Raw genomic sequence first — 21,894 nt, forward strand, 5'->3', positions numbered from 1 at the left:
AGCCACCACCAGATGGCACCATAGCCATCCATATCGCCTGGATATGCCGATGATCGAGCTGCGCCATCTCCGCTATTTCGTCGCCGTGGCCGAGGAGGGGCATGTCACCCGGGCGGCGGAGCGGCTGGGCATGCAGCAGCCGCCGCTGAGCCAGCAGATCAAGGCGCTGGAGCAGGCGCTGGGCGTGCCCCTGCTGCACCGGCTGCCGCGCGGCGTGCGGCCGACCGAGAGCGGCCTGGTGCTGCTGGCCGAGGCCCGCGCGATCCTGGCCCAGCTCGACCGCGCGCTGGAGACGGTGCGCCGCACCGGACGCGGCGAGCAGGGGCGGATCGCCGTCGGCTTCACCAGCTCCGCCGCCTTCCACCCCTTCGTCTCCGCCGCCATCCGCGGCTTCCGCGAGGCCGCGCCGCAGGTCGAGATGGCAATGGAGGAGGCCAGCACCGGCGAGCTGGTCGAGGCGCTGCGGCTGGGGCGGCTGGATGCCGCCTTCATCCGCTCGCCGGTCGGCGACGCCGCCGGCCTCGCGGTCGAGCCGCTGCTGGACGAGCCGATGGTCGCGGTCGTCCCGGCCGGCCACCCGCTGGCCGCCGGGCCGGACCCGATCCCGCTCTCGGCCCTGGCCGAGGAAGCCTTCGTGCTGTACCGCCGGCCGAGCGGGCCGGGCCTCTATGACTCGATCATCGCCGCCTGCCGCGCCGCCGGCTTCAGCCCGCGCATCGTGCAGGAGGCGCCGCGGCTGGTGTCGACGCTGAGCCTGGTCGAGGCCGGGCTCGGCGTGTCGATCATCCCGGCCTCGATGGCCCGGCTGGACGCCGGCGGCATCGCCACCCTGCGCCTGGCCGCGCCCCCGATGGCGCCGCTGCACCTGGCCCGCCGCGACGCCGAGCCGCTCGGCGCGACCCGGCGCTTCGTCGAGCATGTCCGGCGGATGGTCGAGGCCTAACGCGAAAAGCGCTTGGCTCCCGCGACGCACAGCACCACCGCGGAGGCGCAGCCGACCAGGCCCCAGCCGACCGGCTCATGCAGCAGGCCCGCGGCCAGGGCCAGGCCGAAGAAGGGCTGCAGCAGCTGCAGCTGGCTGACCGCGGCAATGCCGCCCAGCGCCAGGCCGCGATACCAGAAGATGAAGCCGATCAGCATGCTGAACAGCGAGACATAGGCCAGCGCCGCCAGCGCCGGCCAGCCGACCCCGGCCCAGGAGGCGGGCCAGGTCAGCAGCGACGCCGGCAGCGACAGCGGCAGCGAGATCAGGAGCGCCCAGGAGATCACCTGCCAGCCGCCGAGCCGGCGCGACAGCCGGGCGCCTTCGGCATAGCCCAGGCCGCAGGCCAGGATGGCGGCCAGCATCAGCCCGTCGCCGAGCGGCGAGGCCTCGCCCCCCTGGCGCAGCGCATAGCCGCCGACGATCGCGGCGCCGAGCACCGAGAAGATCCAGAAGGCCGGACGCGGCCGCTCGCCGCCGCGCAGCACGCCGAACACTGCGGTTGCAATCGGCAAGAGGCCGACGAAGACGATGGCATGGGCCGAGGTGACGTAGCGCAGCGCCAGCGCCGTCAGCAGCGGGAAGCCGACGACCACGCCGAGCGCGACCACGACCAGCGGCCCGAGATCCGCCCGTTCCGGCCGCCGCGGCCGCAGCGCCAGCAGCATCGCGGCGCCGAGCAGCCCAGCGATCGCCGCCCGGGCCACGGTCAGGAACAGCGGGTCGAGGTCGAGCACCGCCACCCGGGTCGCCGGCAGCGAGCCGCTGAAGATGAGCACGCCGAGCAGGCCGTTGATCCAGCCCGCCGCCGCCTCGTTCGAGGGTCCGTCCAAGGTTCGTGTCGCTTCCATGCGGCCGACCATGACGGCCGGCGACGGCGACGGCCAGAGATGGTAGGGTACAGTTTCGCCGAACTGTCCTGATCCGGAGCCCGGTACGGATGCTCGATCTCGTTTCTGTGCCAAGACACGGCGCCACCCTGGTCTCGACCGTGATGGACAGCATCCGGCAGCGGATCGAGAGCCGTGCCCTGGCGCCGGGCGCCAAGGTGCCGTCGATCCGCCGCCTGGCCGAGGCGCTGGGCGTGTCGAAATCGACCGTGGTCGAGGCCTATGACCGGCTGGCGGCGGAGGGGGCGATCGCCGCCCGCCCCGGCTCCGGCTTCTACGTCGCCCGGAAGGCCCAGCCCCTGACCCTGGCCGAACCCGGCCGGCGGCTGGACCGCACCATCGACCCGCTGTGGATCGCCCGCCAGGCGCTGGAGGATACGGATAGTCCGACGCTGAAGCCGGGCTGCGGCTGGCTGCCGGCCGACTGGATGCCCGACCCGGCGATCCGGCGGGCGCTGCGTGGCCTGGCCCGGTCGGAGGGCGAAGGCCTGGTCGAGTATGATTCGCCGCTCGGCTTCGCCCCCCTGCGCCGGCACCTGGCCGGGCGGCTGGCAGAACGCGGCATCGTCGCCGAGGCCGGCCAGATCCTGCTGGCGGATGGCGGCACCCAGGCGATCGACCTGATCGGCCGGTTCCTGCTGGAACCGGGCGACGCCGTGCTGGTCGACGACCCCTGCTACTTCAACTTTCTCGGCGTGCTGCGCGCCCACCGCGCCCGGGTGATCGGAGTGCCACGCACCCCGGCCGGCCCCGACCTCGACGCCTTCTCTCGTGCCGCGGCGGAGCACCGGCCGAAGCTCTATGTCACCAACGCCGCCCTGCACAACCCGACCGGCGCCAGCCTGTCGCCGCAGGCGGCGCACCGGCTGCTGATGCTGGCCGAGGCGCATGACCTGGTGGTGGTGGAGGACGACATCTTCGCCGATTTCGAGACTGAGCCGTCGCCGCGCCTGGCCGCGCTGGACGGGCTGCAGCGGGTGATCCATATCGGCAGCTTCTCCAAGACCCTGTCGGCCGCGGTGCGCTGCGGCTTCATCGCCGCCCGGCCGGACTGGATCGAGGGGCTGACCGACCTCAAGCTCGCCACCAGCTTCTCCAACAGCGCGCTGGCGGCGCGGCTGGTGCACCGGCTGCTGACCGACGGCAGCTACCGCCGCCATGTCGAGGGGCTGCGCGGCCGGCTGGCGCGGACGATGGGCGAGACCGCGCGGCGGCTCGGCGCCCTCGGCCTGGTCCCCTGGGTCGAGCCGCGCGGCGGCATGTTCCTGTGGGCGGCCCTGCCCGACGGCCTCGATTCGGCCGAGGTGGCGCGCCGCGCCCTCGCCCGCGACCTGGTGCTGGCCCCGGGCGACGTGTTCAGCCCGTCCCGCAGCGCCGGCCGCTACCTGCGCTTCAACGCCGCCCAATCCGCCAGCCCGCGCATCTTCGCCGTGCTGGAGGAGGCGATGCGGGGGTGACTGCTGGTCGGCAGAGCCGATTGCCTCTCCCGCCTGGCGGGAGAGGTCGGGCGTCCGCAGGACGACCGGGTGAGGGCGGGCCCGGGCCTCGACGCCCTCCCCTCACCCGGAGCCGCTTCGCGTCTCCGACCTCTCCCGTAAACGGGAGAGGCAATCTGTAAGTCGCCCCTCGGTCTGCTCCGTCCCCCAAACCAAAAGGGCGCCCCGACCGGGACGCCCCTTTGTCTTTTGCGCCGACCCGCCAATCAGGCCAGCTCGGGTTCCTTGGCCGCGTCGTCGGAGGAGACCGGGGCGGTCGGGTTCTCGATGTACTCGAACGCCAGAGTCTCGCCGTCCGCCGCGACGTCGACCCGGACCTGGCCGCCCTTGACCAGCTTGCCGAACAGGAGCTCGTTGGCCAGCGGCTTCTTGATGTGCTCCTGGATCACCCGGGCCATCGGCCGGGCGCCGTAGAGCTCGTCATAGCCGCGCTTGACCAGCCACTGCCGCGCCGCCGAGGACAGCTCGATGGTGACGTGCCGGTCGGCCAGCTGGGTCTCCAGTTGGATCACGAACTTGTCGACCACCTGGGCCACGATCTCCGGCGTCAGATGGCCGAAGGCGATGGTCGCGTCCAGCCGGTTGCGGAACTCCGGCGTGAACATCCGGTTGATCGCCTCGGTGCCCGCATCGTCCTTGCGGGTGGCGCCGAAGCCGATCGACTGCTTGGTCAGCTCGGTGGCGCCGGCATTGGTGGTCATGATCAGGATGACGTTGCGGAAATCGACCGACTTGCCGTTGTGGTCGGTCAGCTTTCCGTGATCCATGATCTGCAGCAGGATGTTGAACACATCCGGATGCGCCTTCTCGATCTCGTCCAAGAGCAGCACGCAGTGCGGGTGCTGGTCGACCGAATCGGTCATCAGCCCGCCCTGGTCGAAGCCGACATAGCCCGGCGGGGCGCCGATCAGCCGGCTGATCGAGTGCCGCTCCATGTATTCCGACATGTCGAAGCGCACCAGCTCGATGCCGAGCAGCCGGGACAGCTGCCGCGCCACCTCGGTCTTGCCGACGCCGGTCGGGCCGGAGAACAGGTAGTTGCCGATCGGCTTCTCCGGCTCCCGCAAGCCCGCGCGGGCCAGCTTGATCGCCGCCGCCAGGGCGTCGATCGCCTGGTCCTGGCCGAACACCAGCGTCTTCAGGTCGCGGTCCAGGGTCTGCAGCAGCGCCTTGTCGTCGCGGCTGACGCTCTTCGGCGGGATCCGGGCGATCTTCGCCACCACCGCCTCGACGTCGCGCATGCCGATGGTCTTCTTCCGCCGCGACGGCGGCAGCAGCATCTGGGCGGCGCCGGCCTCGTCGATCACGTCGATCGCCTTGTCCGGCAGCTTGCGGTCGCCGATATAGCGGGCCGACAGCTCCACCGCGGCGCGGATCGCATCCGCGGTGTAGCGCACTTGGTGGTGCTTCTCGTAATAGGTCTTCAGCCCCTGCAGGATCTTGATCGTGTCGTCGACCGACGGCTCGTTGACGTCGATCTTCTGGAACCGGCGCACCAGGGCGCGGTCCTTCTCGAAGTAGTTGCGGTATTCCTTGTAGGTGGTCGACCCGATGCATTTCAGCGCGCCCGAGGCCAGGGCCGGCTTCAGCAGGTTGGAGGCGTCCATCGCCCCGCCCGAGGTGGCGCCGGCGCCGATCACGGTGTGGATCTCGTCGATGAACAGCACCGCGCCGGGCAGGTTCTCCAGCTCCGACATCACCGCCTTCAGCCGCTCCTCGAAGTCGCCGCGATAGCGGGTGCCGGCCAAGAGCGCGCCCATGTCGAGGGCGAAGATGGTGGCGTCGGCCAGCACCGGCGGCACCTCGCCATCGACGATGCGGCGGGCCAGCCCCTCGGCGATCGCGGTCTTGCCGACCCCGGGGTCGCCGACATAGAGCGGGTTGTTCTTCGAGCGGCGGCACAGGATCTGGATCGTCCGCTCGATCTCGGCCTCGCGGCCGATCAAGGGGTCGATCTTGCCCTTCGTCGCCTTCTCGTTGAGGTTGACGCAATAGGTCCTGAGCGCCTCCGAGCCCTTCTTCACGACCTTCTCCGCCTGCGCGTCCTCATCGGCGCCCGACACCGGACGCGCTGATTCGCCCGACCCGGACCCGGTCCGTGCCGCGCCCGAAGCACCGGCCTTGGCGATGCCGTGGCTGATGTAGTTCACCGCGTCGAAGCGGGACATGTCCTGCTCCTGCAGGAAATATACCGCATGGCTCTCGCGCTCGGAGAACAGGGCGACCAGCACGTTGGCGCCAGTCACCTCCTCCCGCCCCGAGGACTGGACGTGGATCGCGGCGCGCTGCAGCACGCGCTGGAAGCCGGCGGTCGGCTTCGCGTCCTCGATCCCGTCGATCTTCAGGGTTGCGAGCTCGGTGTCGATATAGCCGACGAGATCGCGGCGCAGCTTTTCGAGATTGACGCCGCAGGCCCGCATCACGGCCACGGCGTCCTGGTCTTCTGACAGCGCCAGCAACAGGTGTTCGAGCGTGGCGTACTCATGCCGTCGCTCATTGGCGAAAGCGAGGGCCCTGTGCAGCGTCTGCTCCAGATTCCGCGAGAGCATCGGTCGTCCCCATGCCGGAAGGGCCCGCCAGACCTCTGGTCAGGCCTTCTCAAGAATACATTGTAGAGGATGCTGATTGCGGCGCGCGAAGTCCATCACCTGCGCCACCTTCGTCTCCGCGACCTCGTAGGTGAAGACGCCGCAGACGCCCACACCCCGCCGGTGCACATGGAGCATGATGGTGGTGGCTTCCTCGCGGCTCTTCGCGAAGAAGCGTTCCAGGACATGGACGACGAACTCCATCGGCGTGTAATCGTCGTTCAGCATCAGGACCTTGTACATGGACGGCTTCTTCGTCCGCGTCCTGGTCTGAACGACAACCCCCGTGCCGGCGTCGTTGCCGCCTCCTCGATCATCCTTCCGTTCGGTGTCGCTCATGGATATGGGATGCGTGCTGCCGGTTTTGAACCCGATCATGATGATAGTGCCGCGAGGCCCGGAGTTGTAGGCCTGCGATGCGAAAGAACGCGGAAAGCTGAAATGCGAACGGCCCCGGCGACGCGATGTCGCCGGGGCCGTGCGGCCGCCGATCCGGGGGAGGAGGACGGATCAGGCAGCGAGCGGCTTGGACAGCTTCTCGACCGCGACGTTGACGCGGGCGGCGATCGGCGCCACGGCGTCGTTGGTCACCTTCAGGCCCAGCTCCGACAGCTTGCTGCTCTCGGCGACGAGGCCGTCGAAGGCGGTCTTGCTGTAGGTCGACTGCAGGTCGACGACCTCGCGCAGGGTCTTGGCGGCGAACAGCGAGCGGGTCGCCTCGGCGGCCTGCTCGGCGGCGCCGTGCTGCAGCGCGAACCAGGCGCGGGTCAGCTGCTCGGTGCCCTGGGCGAAGATGGCGGCCGACGCGAACACGGCGTCGACATTGCCCTTGGCGAAGGCGACCAGCTCGTCGACGTTCTTGGTCGCGGCCTGGGCGGCCTTCTCGAACTGGTCCTTGGACAGGGCGAGGCCCTGGGCGACATTCTTCTCGACGGCGGCCTGGCTGGCCTTGACGGTGTCAGTCACGGTGTCCCTCACGGTCTCGATGTTGGTGTCGACGGCGGCGGGCTTGCCCGCGCCGGCACGGCTCTTGGCGGTGGTCATGACGAACGGCTCCTCATGCTTCGCAGCCGACTGCCGTCGCCCGGGGCGCCCACCCAGCCATGCTGCACTGCAACATGGCGCATATATGAGCAGATCGATTCGATCTGTCAACGTTTTTTGTGCACTGCAACATGCCGGACATATGGCGCCCCGCGGCCAAGGCCGTTGCCGCGGGACACGCGATGCTGTCAGGATGTCTGCAACCGGGCGGATGTCGAGGCCGGCATATCTTTTTGCCGTGTTCACGAATTGGTTTATGGACAAAAATCAACGACTTAATTTAGACTTCTGAAATCACGCCTTAACCAAAGATCCGCAAGTGGCGTGGAGCGGGGGGTCGGCATGACAGCTTTCGTTGCGCGATCGGCGGCAATTCTTCTCGCCTGCCTCACTTTGGCGCTTCTGCCCGCCCGGGCCGAGGCGGCGTCGCGTTATGCCGCCTATGTCATCGACGCGCGCACCGGCGAGGTGCTGCACGAGGAGAACGCGAACCAGCAGCTGTATCCGGCGTCGCTGACCAAGCTGATGACGCTGTATCTGACGTTCCGCAGCCTGGAGCGGGGCGAGCTGACGCTGGACACGCGGCTGCCGGTGTCGAGCTACGCCGCCTCCCAGTCGCCGACCAAGCTGGGCCTCGCGACCGGGTCCCGCATCCGGGTCGAGGACGCGATCCTGGGCCTGGTCACCCAGTCGGCCAATGACGCATCGGTGGTGCTGGCCGAGACCATCGGCGGCAACGAGGCCCGCTTCACCCGGCTGATGACGCAGCAGGCGCGGGCGCTGGGCATGAGCCGCACCAACTTCACCTCGACCAACGGCCTGCCGGACCCGGACAACGTGTCGACCGCGCATGACATGGCGGTGCTGGCCCGGGCGCTGATCAACGACTACCCGCAGTACTACCCCTATTTCGCGACCAAGAACTTCCGCTATCGCGGCCGCAACTTCCCGAACCACAACCGGCTGATGCAGTCCTATGCCGGCATGGACGGGATGAAGACCGGCTACATCCGGGCCGCGGGCTACAATCTCGTGGCGTCGGCGGTGCGCGGCCGCACGCGGCTGATCGGCGTGGTGTTCGGCGGCACCAGCCCGATCGCCCGCAACGCCCAGATGGCGGAGCTGCTGGACGCAGCGTTCGAATCGCATGAGGGCACCGGCGCCTATGTCGCCGAGGCGCCGGCCGCGGCCGCGCCGCGGGTCGCCTCTCCGGCATTCCAGCCGCCGGTGCCCGACCGCCGGCCGGATGTGCTGGACGAGCCGTTGCTGGCCGCGGCCGACGGCGAGGGCGACGCCGAGGATGACGGCGCTGCCGGCACCGACGGCATCGGCGCGATGATCGCGATGCACGCCCGCCCCCGGGCGCAGAAGGTGGCCTTCGAGCCGGTGCCGAGCGCCCTGGCCGACATCCCCCTGCCCAAGCCCCGGCCGCTGCGGCGGCGCTGAGGCTTAACCGCCCTCCCCTTCATTGTCATTGCCGGGCTTGACCCGGCAATCCAGGGGCCACCCAGAGCGGCATCGACAGTCCCTGGATGCCCGGGTCAAGCCCGGGCATGACAGGAATGGGGAGTGAACGCCTGTCCCCTACCCCCGCAGCGTGCCGCCCTGCTTCTCGACCGCGGCGACGATCTTCTTGCCCACGGCCTCGATCGCCTCGTCGGTCAGGGTCGCCTCGACCGGCTGCAGCGTCACCGCCAGCGCCAGGGACTTGCGGCCCTCCGCCACGCCCGGGCCGCGATAGACGTCAAACAGGGCGACATCGGCGACCAGCGCCTTGTCCGCGCCCTTCGCCGCCTTGAGGATGCGGTCGGCCGGCACCGCCTCCTCGACCACGAAGGCGAAGTCGCGCACCACCGGCTGGAACGCCGCCAGCTTCAGCAGCGGCTTGGCCGTGCCGGCCTTCTTCTTCGGCTGCGGCACGGCGTCGAGGAAGACCTCGCAGCCGACCACCGGCCCGTCGACCTCCAGCCCCGCCAGCACCGCCGGGTGCAGCTCGCCGAAATGCGCCAGCACCGTCGGCCCCAGCCGCAGGCAGCCGGAGCGGCCCGGATGGTACCAGTCCGGCGCGTCGGTCGAGACTGCGAGGTTGGCGACCGGCGCCCCCGCCGCCTCCAGCGCCGCGATGGCGTCTGCCTTGGCGTCGAACACATCGGCCGGCCGCGGCGCCTGCGCCCAATGACGCGGACCGCTGGATCCGGCGCGGACCGCGGCGGCGACCATGGCCTGGCCGGTCTCGCTGGCATCGCGATAGGCCGGACCGATCTCGAACAGCGCCACGTCGGGCAGGCCGCGCGCGGCGTTGCGGCCGGCCGCCCGGATCAGGGTCGGCAGCACCGAGGGCCGCATCGTGTCGAGATCCGACGCGATCGGGTTGAGGAGCTTGAGCCCGCTGTTCTGGAAGCCGAACCAGCCGGCGTCGCGCCCATCCATGAAGGACCAGGTCACCGCCTCGTCCAGGCCGCGGGCGGCGAGGGTACGCCGCACCAGCTCACGCGCCTTCTGCGCCGGCGTCAGGGCCGGCTGGGTCAGCGAGGTCAGCTTGGGCAGCGGCACCGCCGGGATGGCGTCATAGCCGGTGACCCGCAGCACCTCCTCGACCAGGTCGGCCTCGCCCTGGACATCGCCACGCCAGGACGGCACAGCCGCCTGGATCAGCCCGTCGGCGCCATCCGAGACGCCGAAGCCCAGCGCCGAGAGGATCGCCACCTGCCGGTCGCGCGCCACGTCGAGGCCGCCCAGGCTCTCGACCCGCGCCGGGCGCAGCGTCAGGGTCCGGCGCCAATCCGGCTCACCCCCGGCGATCACCAGCTGAGACGCCTCGCCGCCGCACAGCTCCAGGATCATCCGGGTCGCCTGCTCGATGCCGGCGACCACCGCCGCCGGGTCGACGCCGCGCTCGAAGCGGTAGCGTGCATCGCTGGTGACGCCCAGCGCCCGGCCGCTCATCGCCGTGCGCACCGGGTCGAACAGCGCCGCCTCCAGGATCACCTCGCTGGTGTCCCCGGACACGCCGGTCGACGCGCCGCCCATGATGCCGCCGAGGCTGAGCGGCCCACTGTCGTCCTCGATCACGGTGACGCCGGCGCCCAGCGTGTAGGTCTTGTCGTTCAGCGCCGCCAGCGTCTCGCCGCCCTGCGACAGGCGCAGCCGCAAGCCGCCGCGGACCTTGGCCTGGTCGAAGACGTGCAGCGGCCGGTTGCGGTCGAAGGTGAAGTAGTTGGTGATGTCGACCAGCAGCGAGATCGGCCGCAGCCCGATCGCCTTCAGCCGCGCCTGCAGCCAGGCCGGGCTCGGGCCGTTCCTCACCCCGCGGAACACCCGCGCCGCGAACATCGGGCAGGCCGAGGCGGCGTCGACCGGGAAGTCGAGGCCGACCGTCAGGTCGGTGCGGAAGCGACCCTCGACCGCCGTCTCGTCGAGCGGCTTCAGCGTGCCGAGGCCGGCGGCGGCGAGGTCGCGGGCGATGCCGCGGATGCCGGCGCAATCGGCCCGGTCCGGGGTCAGCCCGATCTCGATCACCGGGTCGTCCAGGCCGCGCCAGGCGGCGAAGGAAGCGCCGAGCGGCGCATCCTCCGGCAGGTCGATGATGCCGTCATGCTCGTCCGACAGGCCGAGCTCGCGCTCCGACACCAGCATGCCGTTCGATGCCTCGCCGCGGATCATGCCGGCCTTGAGGTCGACCTTGGTGCCGGGGATATACGATCCGGCCGGCGCGAACACGCCCTTCATGCCGGTGCGGGCGTTGGGGGCGCCGCACACCACCTGGACCTCGCCGCGGCCGGTATCGACGATGCAGACCCTGAGCCGGTCGGCGTTGGGGTGCTGCACCGCCGATTTGACATAAGCGATGGTGAAAGGCGCCAGCTCGGCGGCCGGGTCCTCGACGCCGTCGACCTCGAGGCCGAGGCTGGTCAGCGTATCGGTGATCTCGCCCAGCGACGCCGTGGTGTCGAGATGGTCCTTCAACCAGGACAGCGTGAATTTCATGATCTCGGTCTCGCTGCGGCGGATTGGATCAACAAGAGCTTGCCCGAGCCCGTTCGAGAATGCGCTGGCGTGAGTCGGATGGCGGTGGTTTTGAGAACCGGAGCGCAGCGGACATTGAGTCCGTGAGCACCGGAAGCGGAAAAACCACCGTCAGACGGCCACGCCAGTAGCATTATCGGACGGGCTCAGCGGGTCAGGCCGGTGGCCAGGCTGGGCACGTCGAGCGGCACGAAGCCGTAGTGCTTCAGCCAGCGCAGATCGGCCTCGAAGAAGGTGCGCAGGTCGGGGATGCCGTATTTCAGCATCGCCGGGCGCTCGATCCCCATGCCGAAGGCGAAGCCCTGGTAGCGGGTCGAGTCGATGCCGCAGGCGTCCAGCACCTTCGGATGGACCATGCCGCAGCCCAGGATCTCGAGCCAGTCGCCGTAATTGCCGAGCTTGAGCTCGCCGCCCTTGCGCGAGCAGCCGATATCGACCTCGGCCGAGGGCTCGGTGAAGGGGAAGAAGCTGGGACGGAAGCGGAGCGGCAGGTCCGGCAGGTCGAAGAAGGCGCGGCAGAACTCGATCAGGCAGCCGCGCAGATGGCCCATATGGATGGCCTCGTCGATCACCAGCCCCTCGATCTGATGGAACATCGGGGTGTGGGTCTGGTCGTAATCCGACCGGAAGGTCCGGCCCGGCGCGACGATGCGGATCGGCGGCTTCTGCGACAGCATGGTACGGATCTGCACCGGCGAGGTGTGGGTGCGCAGCACCGCCGCTTTCCCGTCCGGCCGGTCCGGCAGATAGAAGGTGTCGTGCATCTGCCGCGCCGGATGCTCCGGCGGGATGTTCAGCGCGGTGAAGTTGTGCCAGTCGTCCTCGATGTCCGGGCCTTCGGCGACGGTGAAGCCCATCTCGGCGAAGATCGCGACCATCTCGTCGCGGGTCTGGCTGATCGGGTGGATCCGGCCGGTCCGCTCCGGCCGCGCCGGCAGGGTGACGTCGACCGTCTCGCGCGCCAGCTTGGCGTCCAGCGCCGCGCGCTCCAGCTCCGCCTTGCGGGCATCGAGCAGGGCCGTGATCTCGTCCTTGGCCACGTTCAGCGCGGCGCCGAAGGCCTTGCGCGCCTCGGGGTCGAGGTCGCGCAGGCCCGCCAACAGGCCGGTCAGGCTGCCCTTCTTGCCCAGCGCCGCGACCCGCACGGAGTCCAGGGCCGCGAGGTCCGGGGCCTGGGCCAGCGCCGCGGTCACCTCGCGCTTCAGCGTCTCTACCTGTTCCATCGCCTGGCAATCCTCGATGGCATCGGCCGCCCCTCACTGCGTTAAGACAGCGGCCATGAAAAAAGGGGCCGAGCCCTCAGGCCCGACCCCCGCTTCCTTTCGCTTTATCCAGTCCCGCCGGAGCGGGACGAGGATCAAGCGGCGTTCTTGAGCGCGGCCTGGGCCTGATCGACCAAGGCCTTAAACGACTCCGGCTCGCGCGTGGCGATGTCGGACATGACCTTGCGGTCGATGTCGATGCCGGCCAGCTTGATGCCGTGCATGAACTTCGAATAGGTCAGGCCGTGCTCGCGCACGCCGGCGTTGATGCGCTGGATCCACAGGCCGCGGAAATCACGCTTCTTGTTGCGGCGATCGCGATAGGCATAGCGCAGCGCCTTCTCGACCTTCTCGATCGCAATGCGATAGTTGGTCGAAGCGCGGCCCCGATAGCCCTTGGCGAGCTTGAGGATCTTCTTGTGGCGGGCGTGGCTGGTGACGCCGCGGGAAACTCGTGCCATTGCTCAGCGCTCCTCTGCTCAGCCGTTAACCAGGAGGTAGCGCTTCACCTTCGTCGCGTCGGCGTCGCACATCACCTTGGTGCCCTGGTTCCGCTCCTTGGCCGCCTTGGTCTTGGTCAGCAGGCGGTGGCGGCGATAGGCCGAGTTGTAGCGGACCTTGCCGGAGGCGGTCAGCCGGAAGCGCTTCTTGGCGCTGGAATGGGTCTTCATCTTGGGCATTTTCGGTCCTTCCGAAGGAAGACGATGGAGGGTGGTTGGGCATGCCCCGGGGATCGGACCCCGGCCTCGCCACCCGAACGGAGCGCGCGTTATAACGGCACGGGCGCGCGTTGACAAGCGCCGCATAAGCTGGGCTTAGTCCGAGCCTTCCCGCAACCACGAGACTCTGACCGAGACTCACTCCAAGCGAGCCTGTCCATGATTCCCGCTGTCATGCCGACCTATGCGCGTGCCGACCTCGCCTTCGCGCGGGGCGAAGGGGCGTATCTGTTCGGGACCGACGGGCGACGATACCTGGATTTCGCGGCGGGCATCGCGGTCGTGGCGCTGGGCCACTGCCACCCGCATCTGGTGCGGACCCTGCAGGAGCAGGGCGCGAAGCTGTGGCACGTCTCGAACCTGTACCGGATCCCGGAGGGCGAGCGCCTGGCCCAGCGGCTGGTCGACAGCACCTTCGCCGATACGGTGTTCTTCACCAATTCCGGCGCCGAGGCCTGGGAAGGCGCCACCAAGCTGGTGCGCAAGTATCATTATACCCGCGGCAACCCGAAGCGCTGGCGGATCATCACCGTCACCAACAGCTTCCACGGCCGCACCCTGGCCGCGATCTCGGCCGCCAAGGGCGAGAAGCTGATCAAGGGCTTCGGCCCGCTGGTCGACGGCTTCGACCAGGTCGCCTGGGGCAACATGAACGAGCTGCGCGCGGCGATCACCGACGAGACCGCGGCGATCTGCATCGAGCCGATCATCGGCGAGGGCGGCATCAAGGCGGCGACGCCGGAGTATCTGCGCGAGCTGCGCCGCGTCTGCGACGAGTTCGGCCTGCTGCTGTTCTTCGACGAGATCCAGTGCGGCTACGGCCGCACCGGCAAGTTCTTTGCCCATGAATGGGCCGGGATCACGCCGGATGTGATGTGCGTCGCCAAGGGCATCGGCGGCGGCTTCCCGCTCGGCGCCTTCATGGCGACCGAGGAGGCGGCCTGCGGCATGACCCCGGGCACCCATGGCTCGACCTATGCCGGCAACCCGCTGGCGACGGCGATCGGCAACGCCGTGCTCGACATCGTCCTGGCCGACGGCTTCTTCGAAAGCGTCGAGCGCACCGGCCGGCAGCTGAAGGCCGAGCTGGAGGCGCTGGTCGCCCGCCATCCGGCGGTGCTGGAGGAGGTGCGCGGCACCGGGCTGATGCTGGGCCTGAAATGCGTGCAGAAGAGCGACGAGTTGGTCCCCGAGCTGCGCGCCGCCGGCCTCTTGACCGTCGGCGCCGGCGAGAACGTCGTCCGCATCCTGCCGCCGCTGACCATCGGCGCGACGGAGATCGCCGAGGCCGTCTCGATCCTCGACCAAGTCTGCACCGCCCGGGCGGCGAAGGCGGTTGTGAATGGCTGACATCCGGCACTTCACCGACCTGCACCACCTGCCCAAGGCCGATCTGCGCCGGATCATCGACCGGTCGATCGAGCTGAAGCGCACCGATCCGCGCGGCGCCGCGTCGAAGCCGCTGGCCGGCCGCACCCTGGCGCTGATCTTCGAGAAGCCGTCGACCCGCACCCGCGTCTCCTTCGAGGTCGGGATGCGCCAGCTCGGCGGCGAGGTGGTGATGCTGACCGGCACCGAGATCCAGCTCGGCCGCGGCGAGACCATCGGCGACACCGCCCGGGTGCTGTCGCGCTATGTCGACATCATCATGCTGCGCACCTCGGACGAGGACCGGCTGCGCGAGATGGCCGAGAACGCCACGGTGCCGGTGATCAACGGCCTGACCGACGAGACCCATCCGTGCCAGCTGATGGCCGATGTGATGACCTTCGAGGAGAAGCGCGGGCCGATCGCCGGGCGCGTCGCCGCCTGGACCGGCGACGGCAACAACGTCGCCCGGTCCTGGATCCGCGCCGCCGGCATGTTCGATTTCGAGCTGCGCCTGGCCTGCCCGGACGAGCTGTCGCCGCCGGCCGACCTGATCCAGTGGGCGCATCGCGAGGGCGCCCGCATCTCGGTCGGCACCGACCCGGAGACGACGGTGCGCGGCGCCGACCTGGTGGTCACCGACACCTGGGTGTCGATGGGCGACAAGGACGCGCCGTCGCGCCACAACCTGCTGCGGCCCTACCAGGTCGATGAGCGGCTGATGGCGCAGGCCAAGCCGGACGCCCTGTTCATGCACTGCCTGCCGGCCCATCGCGGCGAGGAGGTGACGGACGGGGTGATCGACGGCCCGCAATCCGTGGTCTGGGACGAGGCGGAGAACCGCCTGCACGCCCAGAAGGGTATCTTGCTGTGGTGCCTGGGGGCCCTCGAGGCGAAGTGATCATGGCGGTGTCAAAGACGGGGGGCGATGACCTCATCCTCCCCTTCCAGATCGAGGCGTCGGGGCTGCGCGGCCGGCTGGTCCGGTTCGGCCCGCTGCTCGACGAGATCCTGGGCCGCCACGCCTATCCCGAGCCGGTCGCCCATCTTCTGGCCGAGACGGTGGTGTTGACCGCTCTCCTGGCCAGCGCCCTGAAATACGAGGGGGTGTTCACCCTGCAGGCCAAGGGCGACGGGCCGGTGCGGCTGGTGGTGGCCGACGTCACCACCGACGGCGCGGTCCGCGCCAACGCCATGTTCGACGAGGCCCGGCTGACCGGCACCGCCACCACGGTGCCGGCGCTGCTGGGCCGCGGCCACCTGGCCTTCACCGTCGACCAGGGCCAGGACACCGAGCGCTACCAGGGCATCGTCGACCTGTCCGGCGAGACGCTGTGGGAATGCGCCCAGCATTATTTCCGGCAATCGGAGCAGCTGCAGGCCGGGCTGCGCTCCGCCGTCCGGCACGGCGAGGCCGGCTGGCGCGGCGGCGGCATCATGCTGCAGCGCCTGCCCGACCCCGAGAAGCAGGTGCCGACCGACCGCGAGGACGACTGGCGCCGCGCCATGGTGCTGCTCGGCTCCGCCACCGATGACGAGCTGACCCAGCCGGCCCTGTCCGGCGAGGCGCTGCTGTTCCGCCTCTATAATGAGGACGGCGTCCGGGTCTTCCCGTCGCAGCCGATGCGCTTTTCCTGCCGCTGCTCGCGCGAGCGGGTGGCGTCGATGCTGAAATCGATGCCGAAGGCGGAGATCGAGGGCCTGGCCGTCGACGGCCGGGTCGAGGTCGCCTGCGAGTTCTGCAACACCCGGTACGATTTCGACCGGGACCAGCTCGCGGCGCTGTACGCCGCCTGAGCCGACCGGAGGACCCGATGCCCCATCCGAACCGTCGCAGCCTGTTGGCCGGCGCCGCCCTGCTGCTGCTCGGCGCCTGCGGCGGCCCGGAGCTGGCCGCGGTCGCGCCGGTCAGCTTCGCCGGCCGCCCGCCGATCCGGCTGAACGTCGCCCGGATCGACACGGTCGACCGGTCGGTGCCGGGCGCGACGCAGTCGGGGCAGAGCCCGGCGGCGGCGATCCGCGGCTGGGCCGCCGCGCGGCTGCAGGCCGGCGGCCGCGCCGGCGCGGCGCAGCTGATCATCCAGGAGGCCGGCCTGACCCGGGAGCCGCTGGCGACCCAGGGCGGCATCACTTCGATCTTCAAGGACCAGCCGTCGCAGAGGCTGACCCTGCGGCTGACCGCCCGGCTGCAGGTCGGCCCGGTCGGCAATTACACCGGCGGCTACACCGACGTCAGGGTCGAACGCTCGACCACCGTGACCGACGGCTCCAGCGTCGCCGACCAGAGCCGCGCCGAGGCCGGCCTGCTGCAGGACGGAATGGCCGAGTTCGACCGCCAGTTCGAGGCCAACATCCGGCAATACCTGGCGCCCCTGCTGCTGCCGTAGCGCGATTTCCGGCGGTGTCCATCGGGCCGATGCGGGCCATCCTTCCGGCCAGGGCGGCCGTGAGCCGTCTGCCCGATTTCCCTTTCGCCTCGCTCTATGGCACAAGGCGGGATGTGGAGCGTTCTAAACGGGCGTCCTGATTTTTCGGAAGAAGGTATTCATGTCCGAACCCGTCAAGGTAGCCGTGTTTCCCGTCGCGGGTCTCGGCACCCGGTCGCTGCCCGCCACCAAGGCAGTGCCGAAGGAGATGCTCTGCGTCGTCGACAAGCCGGTGCTGCAATACGCGGTCGAGGAGGCCAAGGCCGCCGGGATCGAGGAGTTCGTCTTCGTCTCCAGCCGCGGCAAGACCGCGCTGGAGGATCATTTCGACGAGAATGCCGAGCTCTACGCCTCGCTCGAGGCCCGCAACAAGGCGGAGCAGCTGAAGGCGGCGCGCGACGCCGAGCTGCCGCCCGGCCAGTTCAGCTTCGTCCGCCAGGCCCAGCCGCTGGGCCTCGGCCACGCCGTCTGGTGCGCCCGCCACCTGGTCGGCAACCGGCCCTTCGCCGTGCTGCTGCCGGACGAGATCTTCAAATGCCAGACGCCGCTGCTGGCGCAGATGGCGCAGGCCTATGCCGGGCACGGCGGCAACCTGATCGCGGTGCGCGAGGTGCCGAAGGCCCAGACCTCGCGCTACGGCATCCTGGCGATCGGCCAGGACGACGGCACGGTGGCCGAGGTCACCGGCCTGGTCGAGAAGCCGAAGCCGGAGGAGGCCCCGTCCGACCTGTCGATCGTCGGCCGCTACATCCTGCAGCCGGAGGTGTTCGCGCATCTCGACCGGCAGGAGCGCGGCGCCGGCGGCGAGATCCAGCTGACCGACGCGATGGCCCGGCTGATCGGCCACCAGCCCTTCCACGGCGTGCGCTTCGAGGGCGACCGCTTCGATTGCGGCGACAAGGTCGGCTTCATCGCTGCCAACCTGGCCTATGGGCTGGACCGCCCGGACCTGTCCGCCGCCCTGCGCGAGGCGGTCTCACGCTATCTGTAACCCGGCCGGGCTGGCCGGCGAAATGTTGGAGTAGGCGCCCCCATGCGCATCGCGATGATCGGCAGCGGCTATGTCGGACTCGTCTCCGGCGCCTGCTTCTCCGAATTCGGCCATGACGTCATTTGCGTCGACAAGGACCCCGGCCGGATCGAGCAGCTCAGGCGCAACGAGATGCCGATCTACGAGCCGGGCCTCGACGCGCTGGTGGCGAAGAACGCGGCCGCCGGCCGGCTGTCCTTCACCACCGACCTGGCGGCGGCGGTCGACGGCGCCGGTGCGGTGTTCATCGCGGTCGGCACGCCCAGCCGGCGCGGCGACGGCCATGCCGACCTGTCCTATGTCTTCGCCGCGGCCGAGGAGATCGCCCGGGCGCTGACCGGCTACGCCGTCGTCGTCACCAAGTCGACGGTGCCGGTCGGCACCGGCCGCAAGGTCGCCGAGGTGATCCGGAAGGTCCGGCCGGACGCCGATTTCGACATCGCCTCCAACCCCGAATTCCTGCGCGAGGGCTCGGCGATCGGCGACTTCATGCTGCCGGACCGGGTGGTCATCGGCATTGAGGGCGACCGCGCCAGGAAGGTCCTGTCCGACGTCTACCGGCCGCTGTACCTGATCGAGCGCCCGATCGTGACCACGGCGCTGGAGACGGCGGAGCTGATCAAATACGCCGCCAACAGCTTCCTGGCGATGAAGGTGACCTTCATCAACGAGGTCGCCAATCTGTGCGAGCAGGTCGGCGCCAATGTCCATGACGTCGCCCGGTCGATCGGCCTGGACAAGCGCATCGGCCCGAAATTCCTGCATCCCGGCCCGGGCTATGGCGGCTCCTGCTTCCCCAAGGACACGCTGGCCTTCGTGCAGACTGCGCGCGAGGCCGGGGCCCGGCAGCACCTGATCGAGACGGTCATCGAGGTCAACCAGGCGCGCAAGAGCGAGATGGCGGACCGCGTGATCGCCGCCTTCGGCGGCGACGTCGCCGGCCGGACCATCGCCGTGCTGGGCCTGGCCTTCAAGCAGAACACCGACGACATGCGCGATTCGCCCGCCTTGACCGTGGTGCCGGTGCTGCAGAAGGCCGGGGCCCGGATCCGCGCCTATGACCCGGAAGCGATGAAGGAGGCGCGCAAGCTGCTGACTGACGTCGACTACGCCGTCGGCGCCTATGAGGCGCTGCGTGGCGCCGACGGCGCCGTGGTGCTGACCGAATGGAACGAGTTCCGCGCCCTCGACCCGGCGCGGATGATCAAGCTGATGGGCGGCCCGGTCTTCGTCGACCTGCGCAACGTCTACAAGCCGGCGGACATGCAGGCGGCCGGCTTCCGCTACCACAGCATCGGCCGCCCGGTCCCGGGCTCGGCCGGCTGACGCCACAAGACCCTTCCGAGGACCGCCCCCCGATCATGACCCACAGCTTCCATCCCACCGTCCTGCGCGAATACGACATCCGCGGCGTCATCGGCAAAACGCTGAACGCCGCCGACTACGGGGCGGTGGGCGCCGCCTTCGGCACCATCGTCAAGCGCAAGGGCGGCCGGCAGGTTGTGGTCGGCTATGACGGCCGGCTGAGCTCGGTGGAGCTGGAGGCGGCGCTGGTCCAGGGCCTGGCCTCGACCGGGATCGAGGTGGTGCGCGTCGGGCTCGGCCCGACCCCGATGCTGTACTTCGCCCAGAAGCACCTGGACGCCGATGCCGGGGTGATGGTCACCGGGTCGCACAACCCGCCGGACTACAACGGCATCAAGATGGTGCTGCGCTCTGGCCCGGTCTATGGCGACCAGATCCTGGAGATCGGCCGCCTCGCCACCGCCGGCGACCTCGAGACGGGCGACGGCCGCGTCAGCGACCTCGACCTGCGCGACCTTTATGTCGAGCGGCTGCTGCGCGACTATGACGGCACCCGCGACCTGACCGTGGTCTGGGACAACGGCAACGGCGCCGCCGGCGAGGTGCTGCGCCGCCTGACCGCGAAGCTGCCCGGCAAGCACATCCTGCTGTTCGACGACATCGACGGCCGCTTCCCGAACCACCATCCGGACCCGACGATCCCGGACAACCTGGTGGCGCTGCAGGCCAAGGTGGCCGAGGCGCGCGCCGATCTCGGCATCGCCTTCGACGGCGACGCCGACCGCATCGGCGCGATCGACGGCCAGGGCCGGATCATCCCGGGCGACATGCTGGTGGCGGTCTACGCCATCGACGTGCTGCCGCGGTATCCCGGCGGCACCGTGATCGCCGACGTCAAGACCAGCAAGACCGTGTTCGATGCGATCGCCGGGCTGGGTGGCACGCCGCTGATGTGGAAGACCGGCCACTCGCTGATCAAGGCGAAGATGGCCGAGGTGAAGTCGCCGCTGGCCGGCGAGATGTCGGGCCACATCTTCTTCGCCGACAAATGGTACGGCTTCGACGACGCGCTCTATTGCGGCGTGCGGCTGGTGGCCCAGGTCAGCCGCAGCGGCGGCACGCTGGCCGACCTGCGCGACACTTTCCCCAGCACCGTCTCGACCCCCGAGGTACGGTTCCAGGTCGATGAGAGCCGGAAGTTCGCGGTGATCGACGAGGTCATGGCCCGGCTGCGCCAGGCCGGCGCCGAGGTCGTCGACATCGACGGCGCCCGGGTGACCACGCCGGACGGCTGGTGGCTCTTGCGCGCCTCGAACACCCAGGACGTGCTGGTGGCCCGGGCCGAGAGCGGCGACGAGGCCGGGCTGGAGCGGCTGAAGGCGCAGATCGTCGACCAGCTGCAGCAGAGCGGCCTGGCCGAGCCCAGCTTCACCGCCTCGGCACATTGATCGGGGGCTTGCCCCTTCTCTGATCTGTCATCGCCGGGCTTGAGCCGGCGATCCAGGGGCCACCCAGAACGGCGTCGACATTCCTGCATGCCCGGGTCAAGCCCGGGCATGACAGATAAGGTAAGCCCTACCCCACTCCCCGCAACCGCGCCATCGCCAGCGCATCAACATAGGTGCCGTCGCGATAGGCATAGGCGCGCAGCACGCCTTCCTCGACGAAGCCGAACCTGCGGTAGAGCGCCAGGGCCGGCGCGTTGTCGGCCCACACGGTCAGCTCCAGCCGCTTCAGGTCCAGCCAGTTGTCGGCGGTGTCGATCAAGGCGGCCAACAGCGCCGTGCCGACGCCGCGGCCGGCGAAGGCGTCATGCACGCCCATGCCGATCGACGCGGCATGCGACCGGCGGCCCTTGCCGAGGTCGAGACCGGCATCGCCGATGATCCGGCCGGCCGCCTCGGCGACGATGTGCGGGTTGTCGGGCGACCGCGTCTCCAGCCATTTCCGCACCGTGTCGATCGACGGGTAGCGCGGCCGCAGCGTGCCCCAGCGGAAGCGCGGCTGGCTGTGCATCTCGTGCAGCCCGGCCGGGTCGTCGATCCGGCTGGCGCGCAGGACGAGAGCGGGCGCCCCGGTCACGCCTCCTCCTCGCCCCGGGCGATGGCCACGGCGCGGCGGGCGCGGGCGGTGACCGCCGCCCAGTCGCCGGCCGCCACCTCGGCCTTGCCGGCGATCCAGGTGCCGCCGACCACGGCGACGTTCGGCAGCGCCAGATAGGCCCGCAGGTTGGATTCGCGGACGCCGCCGGTCGGGCAGAAGCGCATGCCGGCGAAGGGGCCGGCCAGGGCCGCAAGCGCCGACTGGCCGCCATAGATCTCGGCCGGGAAGAATTTGAGCACGCCGTAGCCGAGGTCGCGCGCCGCCATGATCTCAGACGGCGTCACCGCGCCGGGCAGGAACGGGAAGCCTTCCGCCGCCTTCGCCAGGGCCGGGGTCAGGCCGGGGCTGACGCCGAACACGGCGCCGGCCTTGCGCGAGGCCTCGAGGTCGGCCGGGTTCAGCACGGTGCCGGCGCCGACGATCGCGTCCGGCACTTCCGAGGCCATGGCGGCGATGACCTCGAACGCGACCTTGGTGCGCAACGTCACCTCCAGCACCGGCAGGCCGCCCTCCACCAGGGCGCGGGCCAGCGGCACCGCCGCCGCCGCCGTCTCGACGGTCAGCACGGGGATGATCGGGGCGCGGGCGATGATGGCGTCGACGGTCATGGCAGGTCTCGATCGGTCAGCGGTGGGCGGACATTCAGGTTGCGCCG

The 21,894-nt window shown here is 70.0% G+C and carries 20 protein-coding genes; 10 read left to right on the forward strand and 10 right to left on the reverse strand.

Annotation, left to right across the window (positions count from 1 at the left end):
* Window positions 1-49 precede the first annotated feature (49 nt).
* Window positions 50-943 carry a LysR family transcriptional regulator gene (locus FFK22_RS22935; RefSeq protein WP_221938786.1) on the forward strand — a complete coding sequence of 298 codons (894 nt, stop codon included), beginning with the start codon at window positions 50-52 and terminating at the stop codon, window positions 941-943.
* Here FFK22_RS22935 and FFK22_RS22940 read toward each other — a convergent pair.
* Window positions 940-1,815 carry a DMT family transporter gene (locus FFK22_RS22940; RefSeq protein ID WP_306770155.1) on the reverse strand — a complete coding sequence of 292 codons (876 nt, stop codon included), beginning with the start codon at window positions 1,813-1,815 and terminating at the stop codon, window positions 940-942. The two genes, FFK22_RS22935 and FFK22_RS22940, sit on opposite strands and share 4 nt — an antisense overlap.
* A gap of 107 nt (window positions 1,816-1,922) precedes the next feature.
* On the opposite strand from FFK22_RS22940, the gene FFK22_RS22945 reads away from it, so the two are divergent.
* Entirely contained in the window at window positions 1,923-3,329 is a 1,407-nt protein-coding gene (locus tag FFK22_RS22945; protein WP_138890051.1) for a PLP-dependent aminotransferase family protein, read from the forward strand.
* A gap of 245 nt (window positions 3,330-3,574) precedes the next feature.
* Here FFK22_RS22945 and clpA read toward each other — a convergent pair whose 3' ends face one another.
* The 3 genes from clpA to FFK22_RS22960 all read right to left on the reverse strand — a co-directional run bounded on the left by clpA (window position 3,575) and on the right by FFK22_RS22960 (window position 7,000).
* Entirely contained in the window at window positions 3,575-5,917 is a 2,343-nt protein-coding gene (clpA, locus tag FFK22_RS22950; RefSeq protein ID WP_138890052.1) for an ATP-dependent Clp protease ATP-binding subunit ClpA, read from the reverse strand.
* A gap of 39 nt (window positions 5,918-5,956) precedes the next feature.
* Window positions 5,957-6,295, reverse strand: a complete 339-nt coding sequence (gene clpS / locus FFK22_RS22955; protein ID WP_186002603.1) for an ATP-dependent Clp protease adapter ClpS — start codon at window positions 6,293-6,295, stop codon at window positions 5,957-5,959.
* 171 nt (window positions 6,296-6,466) lie between these two features.
* Entirely contained in the window at window positions 6,467-7,000 is a 534-nt protein-coding gene (locus tag FFK22_RS22960) for a phasin family protein (RefSeq protein ID WP_138890054.1), read from the reverse strand.
* 342 nt (window positions 7,001-7,342) lie between these two features.
* On the opposite strand from FFK22_RS22960, the gene FFK22_RS22965 reads away from it, so the two are divergent.
* Window positions 7,343-8,446 carry a D-alanyl-D-alanine carboxypeptidase family protein gene (locus FFK22_RS22965; RefSeq protein WP_138890055.1) on the forward strand — a complete coding sequence of 368 codons (1,104 nt, stop codon included), beginning with the start codon at window positions 7,343-7,345 and terminating at the stop codon, window positions 8,444-8,446.
* A 138-nt stretch (window positions 8,447-8,584) separates the two neighbouring features.
* On the opposite strand, the gene pheT is transcribed toward FFK22_RS22965, so the two are convergent.
* The 4 genes from pheT to rpmI all read right to left on the reverse strand — a co-directional run bounded on the left by pheT (window position 8,585) and on the right by rpmI (window position 12,968).
* A complete protein-coding gene (gene pheT, locus FFK22_RS22970; RefSeq protein ID WP_138890056.1) occupies window positions 8,585-10,987 on the reverse strand; it encodes a phenylalanine--tRNA ligase subunit beta in 2,403 nt (800 codons plus the stop codon).
* Between the two features lie 185 nt (window positions 10,988-11,172).
* The gene (gene pheS / locus FFK22_RS22975; protein ID WP_138890057.1) at window positions 11,173-12,249 is read right to left on the reverse strand and encodes a phenylalanine--tRNA ligase subunit alpha; all 1,077 of its coding nucleotides are present in this window, start codon (window positions 12,247-12,249) and stop codon (window positions 11,173-11,175) included.
* Window positions 12,250-12,383: 134 nt separating this feature from the next.
* Window positions 12,384-12,749: a 50S ribosomal protein L20 gene (rplT, locus tag FFK22_RS22980; protein WP_138890058.1), complete on the reverse strand. Its 366-nt coding sequence runs from the start codon at window positions 12,747-12,749 to the stop codon at window positions 12,384-12,386.
* Window positions 12,750-12,767: 18 nt separating this feature from the next.
* Entirely contained in the window at window positions 12,768-12,968 is a 201-nt protein-coding gene (rpmI, locus tag FFK22_RS22985; RefSeq protein WP_034836893.1) for a 50S ribosomal protein L35, read from the reverse strand.
* Window positions 12,969-13,166: 198 nt separating this feature from the next.
* Between rpmI and FFK22_RS22990 the strand changes: the two genes are divergently transcribed.
* From FFK22_RS22990 to pgmG, 7 genes are all read left to right on the forward strand, one after another.
* Window positions 13,167-14,357: an aspartate aminotransferase family protein gene (locus tag FFK22_RS22990; RefSeq protein WP_138890059.1), complete on the forward strand. Its 1,191-nt coding sequence runs from the start codon at window positions 13,167-13,169 to the stop codon at window positions 14,355-14,357.
* Window positions 14,350-15,276: an ornithine carbamoyltransferase gene (argF, locus tag FFK22_RS22995; RefSeq protein ID WP_138890060.1), complete on the forward strand. Its 927-nt coding sequence runs from the start codon at window positions 14,350-14,352 to the stop codon at window positions 15,274-15,276. The genes FFK22_RS22990 and argF overlap by 8 nt, the downstream gene beginning before the upstream one ends.
* Before the next feature lie 2 nt (window positions 15,277-15,278).
* A complete protein-coding gene (locus FFK22_RS23000) occupies window positions 15,279-16,172 on the forward strand; it encodes an Hsp33 family molecular chaperone HslO (protein ID WP_138890061.1) in 894 nt (297 codons plus the stop codon).
* Window positions 16,173-16,189: 17 nt separating this feature from the next.
* Window positions 16,190-16,762 carry a hypothetical protein gene (locus FFK22_RS23005; RefSeq protein WP_138890062.1) on the forward strand — a complete coding sequence of 191 codons (573 nt, stop codon included), beginning with the start codon at window positions 16,190-16,192 and terminating at the stop codon, window positions 16,760-16,762.
* A gap of 160 nt (window positions 16,763-16,922) precedes the next feature.
* Window positions 16,923-17,792, forward strand: a complete 870-nt coding sequence (gene galU / locus FFK22_RS23010; protein ID WP_138890063.1) for a UTP--glucose-1-phosphate uridylyltransferase GalU — start codon at window positions 16,923-16,925, stop codon at window positions 17,790-17,792.
* A gap of 42 nt (window positions 17,793-17,834) precedes the next feature.
* Window positions 17,835-19,157, forward strand: a complete 1,323-nt coding sequence (locus tag FFK22_RS23015) for a UDP-glucose/GDP-mannose dehydrogenase family protein (RefSeq protein WP_138890064.1) — start codon at window positions 17,835-17,837, stop codon at window positions 19,155-19,157.
* Between the two features lie 35 nt (window positions 19,158-19,192).
* Window positions 19,193-20,584, forward strand: a complete 1,392-nt coding sequence (gene pgmG, locus FFK22_RS23020) for a phosphoglucomutase/phosphomannomutase PgmG (RefSeq protein ID WP_138890065.1) — start codon at window positions 19,193-19,195, stop codon at window positions 20,582-20,584.
* A gap of 127 nt (window positions 20,585-20,711) precedes the next feature.
* Here the strand turns inward: pgmG and FFK22_RS23025 are convergent, their stop codons facing one another.
* Together FFK22_RS23025 and eda are read right to left on the reverse strand one after the other, a co-directional pair.
* Window positions 20,712-21,218 carry a GNAT family N-acetyltransferase gene (locus FFK22_RS23025; protein ID WP_138890066.1) on the reverse strand — a complete coding sequence of 169 codons (507 nt, stop codon included), beginning with the start codon at window positions 21,216-21,218 and terminating at the stop codon, window positions 20,712-20,714.
* Window positions 21,215-21,847, reverse strand: a complete 633-nt coding sequence (gene eda, locus FFK22_RS23030; RefSeq protein WP_138890067.1) for a bifunctional 4-hydroxy-2-oxoglutarate aldolase/2-dehydro-3-deoxy-phosphogluconate aldolase — start codon at window positions 21,845-21,847, stop codon at window positions 21,215-21,217. The genes FFK22_RS23025 and eda overlap by 4 nt, the downstream gene beginning before the upstream one ends.
* Window positions 21,848-21,894 lie beyond the last annotated feature (47 nt).

This window comes from Mycobacterium sp. KBS0706 (assembly GCF_005938675.2).
Classification (GTDB): domain Bacteria; phylum Pseudomonadota; class Alphaproteobacteria; order DSM-16000; family Inquilinaceae; genus Inquilinus.